Origin of the sequence: Microbacterium sp. 18062 (assembly GCF_902706225.1) — a bacterium.
Lineage (GTDB): Bacteria > Actinomycetota > Actinomycetes > Actinomycetales > Microbacteriaceae > Microbacterium.
On record NZ_CACSKB010000011.1, the window covers coordinates 1 to 14,383 of the forward strand.

Genomic DNA, 14,383 nt, shown 5'->3' on the forward strand with positions numbered 1-14,383 from the left:
TCGGCGGGCTGGCTCGGGTGGGGTCGCTCAGAGACACATCTGTAATGAGTCACGCCATCACGGGCGGACAGGCTTCTGATCAAGGCATCTGCGCGGGCAGGCCGAGCCGCAGCACGGTCGCGGACACCTCCTTTTCAAGACATCGCCGCAAGCGGCGGGTCGGTTCTACCCGGAGTCACACGACCGAGCCGAGGCCCAGCCTGTCAGCCGGCCGCAGGCCCGCCAGAAACCATTACAGTTCTACCCGTCTATCTCATCGCGCTCGCCTGGCAGTTCCTTCACTTCGCCGAGGAATACACCGCGCGCTTCTACCAACGCTGGCCTGAGGACGTCTTCGGTGCTCCGGCAATGTCGGCGGAGTTCTTCGTGTGGGGCAATATGGGTTCCTACGCGGCGTTCACCCTCGGCGCGCTCGCACTGTACAAGGGCTGGCGGGTACCGCTTCTGATCGTCTGGTTCTTCGCGATCATGGGCGTCGCGGGCAACGCGATCGGGCATCTCATCTATGCGGTGATCGCGGGCGACGTCTGGTTTCCCGGCACGGTCACCTCGCTGGCGTACTGGGTGATCGGCCCCGTTCTGATCCTGCGACTCTGGCGAGAGTCGCGCGCCGCCCGTGGATCACGGAGCGACCATCGATGACGAAGGTTGAGAACGCGAGGGACCTGACGCATCTGGAGTCGTTCCGCGAGAGCGCCTGAACCATGGCGGTGGCCACCCGTGCGGTGGGTCGCGGAGCCCCAGTGCAGGCAGCGACACGTGGTGGGACAGGGAATCCGGAGAACGCGTGCGGACGGCTATTTCGTATCCGCCGTTCGGGTGCCCTATGTCTCTCGTCAAGTCCAGACGGTCGCGAATGGTTGACTTGATGGGTGAACCTTGAGCGGTGCAGGCCGGCGGATGTTGAGGCGCTGACTGCGTTCCTCAGAGAGGTCGATCTCACGCTGAGCGGCCTGGATGCGCCGCGCGTGCGGTTGTGGCTCGAGAGAGACGAGGCGGGCGCGATCATCGGCAGCACCGGGTATGAGATCAGCTCTGATGGTCACCATGCGCTGATCCGGAGTGTCGCGGTCAGTCCAACGCAGCGTTCGCGTGGTCGCGGCAGTGCCCTTGCAAGCTTCGTGCTTGAGCGTGCTGTCGAGGAGGGCGTGAGCAGGGCGTGGCTGTTCAGCCGCCGTTCTGGGCCGTTCTGGCAGAGTCTGGGTTTCGAGTCTGCTGACCGTGACGAGCTCGCCGAGGCGCTGGCAGGCACCCATCAGGTGCGGCTGTTCCAGCAGACCGGGCAGGTGAGCCGTGAGGTCGCCTGGTCGCGCCTTCTCGCCGCGATCTGACCTCGCTCAGGCAGTGATCGCGATGGGTTGCGGCTGGTAGAGGGTGCCGTCGCGGAGCATCGACAGCTCCGCGACCTGCTCATCGGCGACGGTGCGTCTCGGCATCCACGTTATGAACGGCCTCGAGCAGTGCTCGGGTCCAGCCCCTATCAGCGATCACACACCGCCAACCAGGCCCGGTGACAACACCCCCCCCGGAGAAGAAGCCGATGGGCGCTCGCTGTCGCCGTGGTCGCAGCCACCTGAGCCGAGTCGCTCACCCGAGCACCTTCTTCCAGGCGCCCTCGTAGGCTCGCGGCTCGAAGCCGAGCGCCCCGTCGATGTCGAGCATGGGGCGGTTCTTTTCGGCGTTGTAGGCGATCACCCGGGGCGAGTGCGGCACTCTCTCGCGCCACGCCAGCAGGCCCCCGTAGATCGACAGGATCTCCTCGGGCGTCATGGCGTGGTCGTCGTGACCCGAGATCTCCCGGTACACGCGATTGCGCACCTCGACCATGCGGCGGAAGTCCGTCGCGTCCGTGGAGCCGATCGAGGCCGGCGCCGCGACGGGCCGGAACTCGAGGGCGGGCAGCTCCACGGCAGCACCTCCGGATGCGGACGAAGGCGTCATCGGATGGTGCGGGTGGGCATGGCGTAGGCGGCCGCGCGGTCGTAGTCGCGCCGGACCTGCTCGGCGAGCAGTTGCCGGGCATGGGCGTCGCGTGAGACGCGACGGCGCGACCGGTGGCGGCCCCAGAGGAGCAGGCGCAGCCCGACCCGCATCGCCGTGCGCTCGATGAGCGACGGACGAGGCGTGGGGGCGACGACGCGAGGAGTCTCGGTGGGGACCGGGGCCTCGGGCGGGGCGTGCAGGGTGTTCATGGTGGTTCCTTGTGTGCGGATGGTGCGAAAGGGAATGCCGCCGGTCCGGCCGCGCAGAGCGACGCAGGGATCGGCCGGGCCGGCGTGCACAGCCCGGATCACTGCGGGCCAGACGGCGCGGGGTTTCTCCGCGCGGGGACGACGGAGCTCACGCCCGGGACAGGGCGGAGCCGAACCTCGTGGAGGTCAGTCGGCGGTGTTCGCGCGGAAGGTCGGGAACAGGCGCGTTCGTCGGTTCCGGAACGCCTCGATGGAGACGGTCGCCTCGGCGGCGGCGGCGGCGGCGGCGGCGCGCGTGCGCGGCGCTGGCGTGAACGCTGTACGGATCATCATGGGGCGACCTCCTCTCGACATCGGGTGCGGAGAGCGACACTAGCGGGGCTGGGAGAACGCTGTCAACATCCCGGGCGTGTCGCGAGCGCCGCGGAGCGTCGATGCCGGGCGCGGGCGGTGCGCTCGGGTAGCGTTGGCGCAAGCTCGATGATCCGGCCGGAGGACTGTGCATGCACCTGAAGAGCTTGACGCTCAAAGGGTTCAAATCGTTCGCGCAGCCGACGACGTTCGCCCTGGAGCCCGGCGTCACCGCGATCGTCGGACCCAACGGATCCGGCAAGTCGAACGTCGTCGACGCGCTCGCCTGGGTCATGGGCGAGCAGGGCGCGAAGACCTTGCGCGGCGGCAAGATGGAGGACGTCATCTTCGCGGGCACGTCGACGCGCGGCCCGCTCGGCCGCGCCGAGGTGCTGCTGACGATCGACAACGCCGACGGCGCGCTGCCCATCGAGTACGCCGAGGTGACGATCAGCCGGACGCTGTTTCGCAACGGGGCGAGCGAGTACGCGATCAACGGGCAGTCCTGCCGCCTGCTCGACGTGCAGGAGCTGCTGAGCGACTCCGGTCTCGGCCGCGAGATGCACGTCATCGTCGGGCAGGGACGCCTCGACACGGTGCTGCAGGCGAGTCCCGAGGACCGGCGCGGGTTCATCGAGGAGGCCGCCGGCATCCTGAAGCACCGCCGGCGCAAGGAGAAGACCCTCCGCAAGCTCGAGGCGATGGAGGCGAACCTCACGCGATTGAGCGACCTCGCCGGTGAGCTGCGCCGTCAGCTGAAGCCGCTGGGCCGCCAGGCCGAGGTCGCCCGCGAAGCCGCGACGATCGCCGCCGTGGTCCGGGACGCGAAGGCCCGCCTGCTGGCGGACGAGCTCGTCGCCCTGCGGGCGGAGCTCGGAGACTACGCTCGCAACGAGCAGGAACGTCGTGCCGAGCGCACCCTCCTGCAGGACCGGGCGGATGCGGTGCGGGCCCGTGTCGCGGGGCTCGAGACGCAGGAGCGCTCGGCCGCCGTCGACAGTGCCCGCAGCGTCGCGTTCGGGCTGGAACGCGTCCAGGAGAGGCTCCGCGGGCTGTACACGCTGGCCGGGCAGCGACTGTCGCTGCTCTCAGCCGACGACGACGCACTGGCGCCCGCGCCTTCGGTGTCTGCGCAGACGATCGATGACGCCCGCGCCGAGCTCGACGAGGTCTCCGCCGGGGTGGGCGATGCCCAGGATGCTGCCGCTGCAGCCTCGCGCGAGGTCGCCCGGGCACGAGCGGAGCTCGATGCGCTCGACGCCGACATCGCCGCGCAGAGCGCCCTCGTGTCGGAGCACGACATGCGCCTGACGTCGTTGCGCGGCTCGGCCGAGGCCGCCGAGTCCGCGCTCACCGCGGTGCGGGCGGCGGTCGAGCGCCAGCAGAAGGCGCTGGACGCCGCCGAGTCGCGTCGTGCCGCGGCGGCGGAGGAGCTCGCCGGCGTCGACCCCGACCTCGTTCCCGAGGAGTCGTCCGCGCAGCACGCAGCCGCATACGAGCAGGCGCAGCGGCAGGCGGCGGAGGCCGAGAGTGATGTGGCCGGCATCCGTGAACGCCTGCACGCGGCGGAGCGGGAGCAGGACGCCGTGAGCGCACAGGTCGCGACCCTCGGGCGAGCCCTGGATGTGCGCACGGGGGCGTCGGAGCTCATCGCCGGTGGGGGGCCGGGCGTGCGCGGGCTCGTCGGCGACGCCGTGCAGGTCGACGCCGGCTACGAGCCGGCCGTCGCGGCGGCGCTCGGCGCCGTCGCCGAGGGCGTGCTCGTCGACGCGCGCGCGGATGCCCTCGTCGCCGCCGAGGCGGCGGGCTCGGGGGAGTACGGCGTCGTCGACATCGTCGTGTCCGACGTCGCGACCGATCCGCCGTCCCTGCCCGCCATCGACGGCGCGACCCCCGCGCGTGAGGTGGTGACAGCGCCGGACGGCGTGCTGGGCCTGCTCGCGCGTGTCGTGATCGTCGACGATCTCGCGGTGGCGATACGGGTCGCCGACCGTGCAGATGCCGCCGACCTGACGATCGTGACGCGCGACGGCGAGGTCGTGACGCGTTTCACGGTTCGCGCCGGATCCGGGCAGGGGCGGTCCCGCCTGGAGCTCGCGGCCGAGCGGGATGCGGCGGCCGAGCGGTTCGCCGAGATCACCGTCATCGCCGACTCCCTGCGCGAGGCGCTCGCGGACCGTTCACGCGAGCTCGCCGAGGCGCGCGCGCACACCACCGCGTCGCTGACCGCGTTGCGCGAGCACGACGCGGCTCTCGCGGCCCACGCCGAGAAGGTCAACCGGGCGACGGTGCGCCACGAGGCGGCCGTTGCGGAGTGCGATCGGCTCACCGCCGCTCTGCAGCAGGCGCAGGCCGCGGTCGCGGAGGCCGAGGACTCGGCCCGTGTCGCGAACGATCGACTCACGAACGCTCAGGAGGCCCCGCGCCCGATCCTCGACGTGTCCGCCCGCGACGGGATGCTCGCGGCGCTCGAGACCGCCCGCGACACCGAGATGCGCTCGCGTCTCGACGTCGAGACGCTGCGAGAGCGCATCCGCGCGGCGGAGGCCCGCATCCTGGGGCTCGAGCGGCAGCGCGAGCGAGAGCGCGCCGCCGCGGAGGAGGCGGCGCGGCGCGCGGTGATCCGGCGTCGTCAGCGGGACATCGCCGCATCCGTCGCCGAGAAGATCCCGCCGCTGCTGGACTCCGTCGACCGCTCCGTCGCCGAGGCCCGGGTGGAGCTGGCGACCGCCGAGTCCGCCCGCACCGCCGTCACCGCCGAGCTCGCCGAGGCCCGCCGAGAGGAGAGCGCTCTGCGCGAGCGCCTGAGCGGGCTCACCGAGAGCGTCCACGGCCTCGAGCTGCGCATCCACGAGAAACGTCTCCACGTCAGCTCGCTGCTCGAGCGCGTGCAGAGCGAGCTGGGACTGTCGGAAGACATTCTCGTCTCGGAATATGGTCCTGACCAGCCGATCCCGGCCGAAGCCGGGGGCGAGGGCTCCGAAGAGCCCGATGCGGAGCCGTTCGACCGAGTCCGCCAGAAGCGTCGGCTGCAGGAGGCCGAGCGCAAGCTCGCCCAGCTCGGCCGCGTGAACCCGCTGGCGCTGGAGGAGTTCGCCGCGCTCGAGCAGCGGCACACGTTCCTGACCGAGCAGCTCGCCGACCTCACACAGACGCGCGCCGACCTGCTGACGATCATCGCCGAGCTCGACGAGCGGATGCAGACGATCTTCGTCGATGCCTTCGAGGACACGAGGGTCGCCTTCACCGAGGTGTTCCCGGTGCTCTTCCCCGGCGGCACGGGAAGCATCGCCCTGACGAACCCCGACGACCCGCTGACGACCGGCATCGAGGTCACCGTCCGTCCCGTGGGCAAGAAGGTCGAGCGGCTCTCGCTGCTCTCGGGCGGGGAACGATCCCTCGCCGCCGTTGCCCTGCTCGTGGCGATCTTCAAGGCGCGGCCGAGCCCGTTCTACATCCTCGACGAGGTCGAGGCGGCCCTCGACGACGCCAACCTCGGACGCCTCCTGAGCGTCTTCGAGCAGCTGCGCGAGTCGAGCCAGCTCATCGTCATCACCCATCAGAAGCGCACGATGGAGATCGCCGACGCGCTCTACGGCGTGTCGATGCGCCAGGACGGCGTGTCGGCGGTGGTCGGCCAGCGAGTCCGCGACCGCGAGAGCGCATGACCGCCGCCGCGTAGGCTGAGGACATGGCCGAGAGATCGTGGTCGCTGGGCAGAGCCCTGCGCGGGATGTTCGTCAAGCCCGTCATCGACGAGACCACCTGGGAGGACCTCGAGACGGCACTGCTGACGGCCGACTTCGGCCCGGACATCACCGAGCGCATCGTCGACGAGCTGCGCGAGAAGGTCGAGCGCTATCGCACGACCGACCCCCGAGACCTGCAGCGCATGCTGAAGGAGACCCTCGAGGAGCATTTCGCAAGGTTCGACACGACCCTGCGGCTGACCGAGCGGCCGGCGGTCGTGCTCGTGGTCGGCGTCAACGGCGTCGGCAAGACCACAACGATCGGGAAGTTCGCGAACTTCCTGCGTCGGTACGACCGCTCGGTCGTCGTCGGCGCCGCCGACACCTTCCGCGCGGCGGCCGTCGACCAGCTCGCCACGTGGGCCGAGCGCGGCGGCGCGACGATCGTCCGGCCGCAGCAGGAGGGGCAGGATCCCGCATCCGTCGCGTTCCAGACGGTCGAGTACGCGAAGAACACGGGGACGCAGATCGTGCTCGTGGACACCGCGGGCCGCCTGCACACCAAGGGCGGCCTCATGGACGAGCTCGGCAAGATCCGTCGGGTCATCGAGAAGCAGGCCCCCATCAGCGAGGTCCTGCTCGTGCTGGATGCGACGACCGGGCAGAACGGCGTGCTGCAGGCTCAGGCTTTCCTGGAGCAGGCCGGGGTCACGGGCCTGGTCATCACGAAGCTCGACGGGTCGGCGAAGGGCGGGTTCGTGCTCGCCGTGCAGGAGCGCACCGGCATCCCCGTGAAGCTGCTCGGACAGGGCGAGGGCATCGGCGATCTCACCGGCTTCACCCCGCACGTGTTCGTCGAGGCGCTCGTCGGCTGACTTTCTCCGGGTACGACGTGCGCGTCGGACTACCGTCCGGGCGGGCGTGCTGCTTTCATGGGGGGATGGCGATCGAGCACGACTTCTTCGGCCTTCTCGAATCCGGTCCCGACGGCTCGATCTTCTGGTCGGAGAACGTCGAGTTCGGCGACCAATCGGTGACGGTCGACCTCACCGCGCCCGACCAGGACGACGTCTCCGAGGCGGCGCTCGACGTCGCGGCGAGTCTCGTGTCGTCGCTGGAGGCGCTCGACATGGTGGCGCGGAACGCGATGATCACCGAGCTCGACGACCGCACGAGCGAGGTGACCGAGTACATCCTGCAGCAGCAGGAGTCCTTCGGCGACGAGCTCGCCGAGTTCCTCGTCGACCTCTCCGGAGACGTCCACGTGGACGTGATCCGCTCGCTGCAGCTGACGAGCATGACGATCCTCGCCGACGAGCACGGCGGCTCCGATCCCTTCGCGGTGCTGGAGTACGCCCTCGACGCCGACGAGACCGACGACGTGCTCCTGGTGAACCTGGACTCCGAGGGCAAGGTCCAGTCCGTCACGAGCGCCGACTGAGCGGACGCCCCGGAGACTCTCAGACGGCCTGCGCGAAGGTGGTATCGCCCGCGGCGATGTCGTCCGCGAGGTGGGCGAGGTCGGCGGGGATGCCGCGCCCCTTCGCCTGCATCGACTGTGCCCAGAGGCGCCCCGCGCGATACGACGACCGGACGAGGGGGCCGGCGAGGACGCCGAGGAACCCGATGCGCTCGGCCTCCCCCTTGAACTCGACGAACTCCTGCGGCTTCACCCAGCGGGCCACGGGGAGGTGCCGCGGGGTGGGGCGCAGGTACTGGGTGATCGTGATGATGTCGGTGCCCGCCTCGTGGAGGTCCTGCAGCGCCTGCACGACCTCCTCCGGCTCCTCGCCCATCCCGAGGATGAGGTTCGACTTCGTGATGAGGCCCGCGGCGCGCGCCTGCGTCAGGACGTCCAGTGAGCGCTCGTACCGGAACGCGGGACGGATGCGCTTGAAGATTCGCGGCACGGTCTCGACGTTGTGAGCGAAGACCTCGGGACGGGAGGAGAACACCTCGCCGAGCAGATCCGGATCGCCGCTGAAGTCGGTCGCCAGGATCTCGACACCGGTCCCCGGGTTCTCGGCGTGGATGCGCCGCACGGTCTCGGCGTGGAGCCACGCGCCCTCGTCGGGCAGATCGTCGCGGGCGACGCCGGTCACGGTCGCGTAGCGCAGCTGCATCCGGGCCACGCTGTCGGCGACGCGACGCGGCTCGTCGCGGTCGTAGTCGGCTGGCTTTCCGGTGTCGATCTGGCAGAAGTCGCACCGGCGCGTGCACTGGGAGCCGCCGATCAGGAACGTCGCCTCGCGGTCCTCCCAGCACTCGTAGATGTTCGGGCAGCCGGCCTCCTGGCAGACGGTGTGCAGGCCCTCGTCCTTCACGAGCGAGTGCAGTGCCTGATACTCGGGGCCGAGCTTCGCCTTCGTCTTGATCCACGCCGGCTTCCGCTCGATCGGCGTCTGGGTGTTCCGGACCTCGAGACGCAGCAGCCGGCGGCCGTCCGGGCCGGTGGCGGGCGCGCCAGGACCCGTGCCGCAGGCGCTCATGCCGCGACCTCCGCTCCTGCGTACTCCGCGGCGAAGGCGTCGGCGACGGTGGGCGCGACATCCCTCGGCGATACGAGCGCGCCGACGACCTCGGACACCGTCGTCACCCCGGCGTCGCTGATGCCGCACGGCACGATCGCGCGGAACGCGGCCAGCGAGTTGTCGCAGTTCACGGCGAAGCCGTGCATCGTGACGCCCTTCTCGACGCGGACGCCGATCGCGGCGAGCTTGTCGGTCGAGAGCCCCCGCTGCACCCACACGCCGCTGCGGCCCTCGATCTGGACGCCGTCGACGCCGTGGACGCGGAGCGCCGCGATGATGAGCCGTTCCAGCCGCCGCACGTGGGCGACCACGTCGACCGGCTCGGGCAGACGGACGATCGGGTAGCCGACCAACTGGCCTGGGCCGTGCCACGTGATCCGCCCGCCCCGGTCGACGTCGATGACGGGGGTGCCGTCGACGGGCCGCTCGTGCGGCTCGGTGCGCTTGCCGGCGGTGTAGACGGCCTCGTGCTCGAGGAGCAGGAGCGTGTCGGTCCTGGTGCCGGCCACGACGTCGGCGTGGATGCGGCGCTGCAACGCCCATCCGTCGGCGTAGGGGACGACGTCGGGGGACAACCCCGCGGTCTGGATCTCGAGCATGGGATCTCCCTTTGTTGTACCCGGTCCAACAATAGACGATCAGCGCCGTGCGGCGGCGCGGATGAGCTCCTCGGTGAACGGATGGCGCGGGTGGGCGAAGACCTGCTCGGTCGGTCCCTCCTCGACGATCCGGCCCTCGCGCATCACCACGACGCGATCGCTCACGGCGCGGACGACGGCGAGGTCGTGCGAGATGAACGCGATGCCGATGCCCCGCTCACGCTGCAGCCGGACGAGGAGCTCGAGGATGCCGGCCTGCGTCGTGACATCGAGCGCCGACACCGGCTCGTCGCACACCAGAACGTCGGGCTCGGCGGCCAGGGCGCGAGCGATCGCCACCCGCTGGCGCTGCCCGCCGGAGAGCGTCGCGGGGGAGCGGGCGGCGAGGCCGGGAGACAGCCCGACCTGGGCGAGCAGGTCAGCCGGCGCGGCTCCCGCGCGCGCCGAGGCACGGAGGATGCGCGCCACGGTCCAGCGAGGATCGAAGGAGGCCAGAGGATCCTGCGGCACGAGCCGGACGCACGGGCGAGGGGAGGTCACCTCGACCGTGCCCTCGTCCGGACGGTCGGCGCCGACGAGGATCCGCGCCAGCGTGGTCTTCCCCGAGCCCGACTCGCCGACGATCCCCACCGCCTCCCCCGCGCGGACGGTGAGGCCGACGTCGTCGAGCGCCGTCGTGACGCCGCCGTCGGGGGAGCGGAACCGCCGTACGAGCCCCCGCCCGGTGATGAGCTCCCGCCCCGCGGCCTCGGTGGGCGTCCGCTTGGGCCCGCGGGGCACGGCCGCGACGAGCGCACGCGTGATCGGATGCTGCGGGCGCTCGAGGACGTCCGGTGTCGGTCCCGTCTCGACGATCCTGCCCTCGGCCATGACGGCTACGCGGTCCGCGACCCGGGCCACGACCTCCAGATCGTGGCTGATGAGCAGGAGCGCGCGGCCCTCGTCGCGAAGGCCGCCGAGGAGTCCGAGGATGCGCGCCGCGACCGTGGCGTCGAGGGCGGTGGTCGGTTCGTCCGCGACGATCAGCCGTGCCCCGCCGACGAGCGCCGACGCGATGAGCACGCGTTGCCGCATCCCCCCGGAGAGCTCCTCCGAACGCTGGCGCAGGCGGATGGCGGGGTCCGCGAGCCCGGCCTGATCGAGCGCGTCGAGCACGCGCGCGCGGCGTTCGCCGGCAGGGACGTGGCGGATGGCGAGCGGCTCGCCCACCTCGGCCTGGACCGTGCGGAGGGGATCGAGGGACTGCAGGGCGTCCTGCAGGACGAGCGAGACGTCGACGCCGCGCCGTGCGCGCCATCCGCGTCGGGAGAGGCGACGGACGTCCTGGCCGCCGAGCTCGAACACGTCGGCGCGGACCCGGGCGCGATGGTCCTCCTGCGTGAGGCCGAGGAGGGTCCGGGCGAGCACGGACTTTCCGGCCCCGGACTCGCCGACGACCGCGAGGCATTCGCCCGGTGCGACCTCCAGATCGATCCCGTGGAGCACGTCGCCCGAGCCCGGCAACGTGACCGAGAGCCCGGTCGTACGGAGCATCACGAGCGCCTCCCGTCGCTGATCCGGCGACCGAGCACGGTCAGCGCCGTCGCGGTGACGACGATCGCGAGACCGGGGAAGATCGTCATCCACCAGCCGGTGGAGATGTACACGCGGCCCGCGTTGAGCATGGCGCCCCACTCGGGCGAGGGCGGGAGCGTGCCGAATCCCAGGAAGCTGAGCGCCGCAACCCAGACGATCGCCTGGCCGACGCCGAGCGTGGCGACGCCCACGAGCGGCCAGAGCGTGTTGGGCGCGATGTGTCGGAGGAACACGCGGATCCGTCCGGTCCCCTCGAGGCGCGCGTACTCGACGAAGCCGCTGCGCGCGACACTGCGGACCCGGGAGCGCAGGATACGGGCGTAGCCGGGCGCCGTGGCCGCGCCGATCGCGAGGATCGCGGGCGCGGTCCCCGGCCCCATCACCGCCACCAGCAGGAGCGCCATGACGAGCGTGGGGAGCGCGAACAGCACCTCGATGACCCGGCCGAGGACCGCGTCGACTGCGCGAGGCCCGAGCCCGGAGGCGAAGCCGAGGACGAGACCCGCGCCGATGCCGATGCCGGTCGCGGCCAGGCCGATGCCGACCGACGGCGCCGTTCCGTGCACGACCCGCGTGAAGATGTCGCGACCGGACTCGTCGGTGCCGAACGGATGCCGCCACGACGGGGGGCTCAGGGCGTCGGCGGGGGCGATCGCCAGCGGATCGCCCGGTGCGAGCAGCGCCGGCCACACCGCCGCCAGGAGGATGAGCAGCACGCCGACGAGGGCGACGACGCCCGCGGCACCCAGGCGCGACAGCGCGGCGCGCGGGGCGAGCACCCCGCTCACGATCCGACCGCCACGTCGGCGGGCCGGGGTGCGGTGCGTCCGCGGTGGCGCAGGCGGGGATCGACCAGCAGCTCGAGCGCGTCGCCGACCACCATCACGGCGATGTAGACGAGCGCGACCACCACGACGGCACCGATCACGATGGGCACGTCGCGCTGGAGCGCGCCGTCGATCAGCAGGCGGCCGAGACCGGGGCGCGCGAACAGGGTCTCCACGATGACGGCGCCGCTCAGGAGACTCCCGTACGCCCAGCCGGAGAGGGCGAGGGCCGGCAGGCTCGCGTGACGCAGCGTGTGCCGGAGGAGCACGCGGGACTCGGAGGCGCCCCGCGAGCGCGCCGTCGTCGCGAACGGCGCCGCATCCGCCTCGCCGAGCGCGTCGCGCATCACCTGGGCGAGAAATCCCGCGATCGGGATCGCGAGGGTGATCACGGGCAGGACGAGCCCCGCCGGGTCCGTACCGTTGCTCGTCGCGGGAAGGACGCCGAGGCTGGCGGCGAACACGAGGATCAGCACCGCTCCGAGCCAGAACTGCGGCGTGACCGTCGCGACCACCTCGGCGCCGCGGAGCGCGGCGGCCACCGCCCGCCCGACGGACCCGCGCGCGGTCTGCGCGATGACGGCGCCGAGAAGCGCGAGCGTCCACGCGAGCACGAGGGCCAGCGTGGCCAGCAGAAGGGTGGAGGGCAGCTGCGCCGCGACGAGCTCGGCGACGGGCTGGCGTCGCGCATACGAGTCGCCGAGCTGCAGCGTGCCGACCCGGCCGAGCAGCAGCAGGTACTGCCAGACGAGGGGCTGATCGAGCCCGTAGGTCTCCCGTGCCCGCGCCACCGCCTCCGGGCCCGCCTGCGAGCCGGGCCCGCCGAGGATGGCCTCGAGCGGATCGCCCGACGCGCGGAGGGCGAAGAAGACGATCGTCGTGACGACCCACACGACCAGCAGGGCCGAACCGATGCGGGCCAGGGCCCAACGTGCGATCCGCACCGGTTCGGGTCAGCCGTCGAGACGCGCGTCGACGAACGTCGGTGTCGACACCGTGCCCAGCGTCCGCACGCCGCTGACGCCGCGCGTCAGGAAGTGGTTCTGCTGGTCGTACAGCGGCAGCACCGTGAAGCTGCCGAGGATGATCTCCTGCGCCTGGGCGTACAGATCCGCCCGCTCCTCGGCGTCGTTCGTCGCGGACGCCGCATCCAGCAGCGCGTCGAGGGCGGGATCCGACAGCTGGGCGTGGTTCGCGAAGTACCCGGAGGGCGCCGGGACGATGCCGTCGGAGTGGTAGAGGATGCGCAGCACGTCGGGGCCGACCTTCGTGTACGGCGCGCTCACGGCCTCGTACTCGTTCGCGGCGAGCGCCCCGTACCAGCTGGACAGGTCGACGGGCGTGAGGACGACCTCGAAGCCCGCGGCGGCGGCGTTCGCCTGGATCTGCTCGAACAGGGACTGCTCGGCGGCGACCGACTGGTTGGTGCTCACCGGGAACCGCACGGTGAGGCGCTGGCCGTCCTTGGTGCGGATGCCGTCGGCGTCCCGCCCGGTCCATCCCGCCGCGTCGAGGAGCGCCTCGGCGGCCACGAGATCCGTGTCGAACGGGGTCTCGTCGGCGACGGCGACCGGCTCGGTGCTGGCGAGTGGCGAGTACGAGCGCTCCACCGTGCCGAGGTACAGGGACTCGATCCCCGGGTTCGGGTCGGCGGCGCGGATGAACGCCTCGCGCACGCGCACGTCGTCGAAGGGAGCCTGCCCCGAGTTCAGCTCGATGCGGTTGGAGGCACCGGGGCGCGGGGCGTCGATGTGGGCGATGTCGTCGGAGGCCTCGGCGGCCACGATCGCGTCGGGCTGAGGGTTGTCGATGACGTCGACCTCCCCGGACTGGAGCGCCGCCCAGCGCGTCGCCGCATCCGGGATGAAGCGCCAGACGATCTCGTCGAGGTGTGCGGCGCCGGTGTTCTCGGTCGCGGCGTCCGGGGTGTCGTAGTCGTCGTTGCGCACGAGGGTGATCTGCTGCTGCGGCACCCATTCGTCGACGATGAAGGGCCCGGTGCCGATCGGTGCGGCGCAGTTCTCCTCGGCTCCCCGCGCGAGGCCGGCGGGCGACTGGATGGCGGTCCACTGCTGGCTGAGCGACTCGAGCAGCGCCGCATCGGGCTCGGAGAGGTGCAGACGCGCGTGCGCGTCGTCGACGACCTCGACCTCGACGATCTTGGCCACCGCGAGGTATCCGGTCGAGGAGCCGGTGTCGGGATCCTGCAGGTGTTCGATGTTGAGCTTCACGGCCTCGGCGTCGAGCGGCGTGCCATCGGTGAAGGCCACGTCGTCGCGCAGCGTGAAGTCCCACGTCAGTCCATCGTCCGAGACGGTCCACTCGGTGGCGAGCCACGGGGTGATCGTGCCGTCGGACGTCCGCCCGACGAGCGGCTCGAGGAACTGGGTGCTGATGAGCGCCTGCGGGTAGTTCCCCCCGACGTGCGGGTCGAGGCAGGTGGGCTCCGCGTCGCCCGTCGCGTAGACGAGCGTGCCGCCGTCCTGCGCCTCGGGCTCGGCGGGGGCGGAGCAGGCGGTCAGGGCGAGGGCGAGGGCCGCGCCCACGGAGAGGACGGACAGGATGCGGCCGCGGGGCGCGGCGAGGGCGCTGTGCATGGGGAGGGTGCCTTTGCTGTGG

The 14,383-nt window shown here is 71.6% G+C and carries 14 protein-coding genes; 5 read left to right on the forward strand and 9 right to left on the reverse strand.

What is annotated here, in order from left to right; genetic code table 11:
* The first annotated feature begins 348 nt into the window (after positions 1–348).
* The gene (locus GVL03_RS05830; protein WP_159500054.1) at positions 349–642 is read left to right on the forward strand and encodes a hypothetical protein; all 294 of its coding nucleotides are present in this window, start codon (positions 349–351) and stop codon (positions 640–642) included.
* A gap of 230 nt (positions 643–872) precedes the next feature.
* Complete coding sequence (locus tag GVL03_RS05835) at positions 873–1,331, forward strand: GNAT family N-acetyltransferase (protein WP_159500055.1); 459 nt, start codon at positions 873–875, stop codon at positions 1,329–1,331.
* Positions 1,332–1,587: 256 nt separating this feature from the next.
* Here GVL03_RS05835 and GVL03_RS22585 read toward each other — a convergent pair whose 3' ends face one another.
* The 3 genes from GVL03_RS22585 to GVL03_RS05850 all read right to left on the reverse strand — a co-directional run bounded on the left by GVL03_RS22585 (position 1,588) and on the right by GVL03_RS05850 (position 2,525).
* Positions 1,588–1,908: a hypothetical protein gene (locus GVL03_RS22585; RefSeq protein ID WP_306770314.1), complete on the reverse strand. Its 321-nt coding sequence runs from the start codon at positions 1,906–1,908 to the stop codon at positions 1,588–1,590.
* A 29-nt stretch (positions 1,909–1,937) separates the two neighbouring features.
* Positions 1,938–2,192, reverse strand: a complete 255-nt coding sequence (locus GVL03_RS05845) for a hypothetical protein (RefSeq protein ID WP_159500056.1) — start codon at positions 2,190–2,192, stop codon at positions 1,938–1,940.
* Between the two features lie 186 nt (positions 2,193–2,378).
* A complete protein-coding gene (locus GVL03_RS05850) occupies positions 2,379–2,525 on the reverse strand; it encodes a hypothetical protein (protein WP_159500057.1) in 147 nt (48 codons plus the stop codon).
* 170 nt (positions 2,526–2,695) lie between these two features.
* Here GVL03_RS05850 and smc point away from each other — a divergent pair, with 170 nt between their 5' ends.
* The 3 genes from smc (at position 2,696) to GVL03_RS05865 (ending at position 7,673) form a co-directional block, all read left to right on the forward strand.
* On the forward strand, positions 2,696–6,211 hold the full coding sequence (smc, locus tag GVL03_RS05855) for a chromosome segregation protein SMC (RefSeq protein WP_159500058.1): 3,516 nt from the start codon (positions 2,696–2,698) through the stop codon (positions 6,209–6,211).
* Positions 6,212–6,234: 23 nt separating this feature from the next.
* A complete protein-coding gene (ftsY, locus tag GVL03_RS05860) occupies positions 6,235–7,107 on the forward strand; it encodes a signal recognition particle-docking protein FtsY (protein WP_159500059.1) in 873 nt (290 codons plus the stop codon).
* Between the two features lie 65 nt (positions 7,108–7,172).
* Positions 7,173–7,673 carry a DUF2004 domain-containing protein gene (locus tag GVL03_RS05865; RefSeq protein WP_159500060.1) on the forward strand — a complete coding sequence of 167 codons (501 nt, stop codon included), beginning with the start codon at positions 7,173–7,175 and terminating at the stop codon, positions 7,671–7,673.
* Positions 7,674–7,692: 19 nt separating this feature from the next.
* On the opposite strand, the gene lipA is transcribed toward GVL03_RS05865, so the two are convergent.
* From lipA to GVL03_RS05895, 6 genes are read right to left on the reverse strand one after another with little or no spacing between them, the layout of a single operon-like run.
* Positions 7,693–8,721, reverse strand: coding sequence for a lipoyl synthase (gene lipA, locus GVL03_RS05870; RefSeq protein WP_159500061.1), 1,029 nt, complete (start codon positions 8,719–8,721; stop codon positions 7,693–7,695).
* Positions 8,718–9,362 (reverse strand): lipoyl(octanoyl) transferase LipB, encoded by a 645-nt coding sequence (gene lipB / locus GVL03_RS05875; protein ID WP_159500062.1) that lies wholly within the window; start codon positions 9,360–9,362, stop codon positions 8,718–8,720. The genes lipA and lipB overlap by 4 nt, the downstream gene beginning before the upstream one ends.
* A 39-nt stretch (positions 9,363–9,401) precedes the next feature.
* Positions 9,402–10,895 (reverse strand): ABC transporter ATP-binding protein, encoded by a 1,494-nt coding sequence (locus GVL03_RS05880; RefSeq protein ID WP_159500063.1) that lies wholly within the window; start codon positions 10,893–10,895, stop codon positions 9,402–9,404.
* Positions 10,895–11,725 carry an ABC transporter permease gene (locus GVL03_RS05885; protein ID WP_235038036.1) on the reverse strand — a complete coding sequence of 277 codons (831 nt, stop codon included), beginning with the start codon at positions 11,723–11,725 and terminating at the stop codon, positions 10,895–10,897. The genes GVL03_RS05880 and GVL03_RS05885 overlap by 1 nt, the downstream gene beginning before the upstream one ends.
* Positions 11,722–12,708, reverse strand: a complete 987-nt coding sequence (locus GVL03_RS05890; protein ID WP_235038037.1) for an ABC transporter permease — start codon at positions 12,706–12,708, stop codon at positions 11,722–11,724. Before GVL03_RS05890 ends, GVL03_RS05885 begins: the two co-directional genes overlap by 4 nt.
* A gap of 9 nt (positions 12,709–12,717) precedes the next feature.
* Positions 12,718–14,361 (reverse strand): ABC transporter substrate-binding protein, encoded by a 1,644-nt coding sequence (locus tag GVL03_RS05895; protein ID WP_159500064.1) that lies wholly within the window; start codon positions 14,359–14,361, stop codon positions 12,718–12,720.
* Between the last annotated feature and the right edge of the window lie 22 nt (positions 14,362–14,383).

Excerpts from the sequence above, each read along its gene's own strand:
- GVL03_RS05830 (WP_159500054.1), top strand. The coding sequence starts at position 349 with ATGTCGGCGGAGTTCTTCGTGTGGGGCAATATGGGTTCCTACGCGGCG.
- GVL03_RS05845 (WP_159500056.1), bottom strand. The coding sequence starts at position 2,192 with ATGAACACCCTGCACGCCCCGCCCGAGGCCCCGGTCCCCACCGAGACT.
- GVL03_RS05850 (WP_159500057.1), bottom strand. The coding sequence starts at position 2,525 with ATGATGATCCGTACAGCGTTCACGCCAGCGCCGCGCACGCGCGCCGCC.
- smc (WP_159500058.1), top strand. The coding sequence starts at position 2,696 with ATGCACCTGAAGAGCTTGACGCTCAAAGGGTTCAAATCGTTCGCGCAG.
- ftsY (WP_159500059.1), top strand. The coding sequence starts at position 6,235 with ATGGCCGAGAGATCGTGGTCGCTGGGCAGAGCCCTGCGCGGGATGTTC.
- GVL03_RS05865 (WP_159500060.1), top strand. The coding sequence starts at position 7,173 with ATGGCGATCGAGCACGACTTCTTCGGCCTTCTCGAATCCGGTCCCGAC.
- lipA (WP_159500061.1), bottom strand. The coding sequence starts at position 8,721 with ATGAGCGCCTGCGGCACGGGTCCTGGCGCGCCCGCCACCGGCCCGGAC.
- lipB (WP_159500062.1), bottom strand. The coding sequence starts at position 9,362 with ATGCTCGAGATCCAGACCGCGGGGTTGTCCCCCGACGTCGTCCCCTAC.
- GVL03_RS05880 (WP_159500063.1), bottom strand. The coding sequence starts at position 10,895 with ATGCTCCGTACGACCGGGCTCTCGGTCACGTTGCCGGGCTCGGGCGAC.
- GVL03_RS05895 (WP_159500064.1), bottom strand. The coding sequence starts at position 14,361 with ATGCACAGCGCCCTCGCCGCGCCCCGCGGCCGCATCCTGTCCGTCCTC.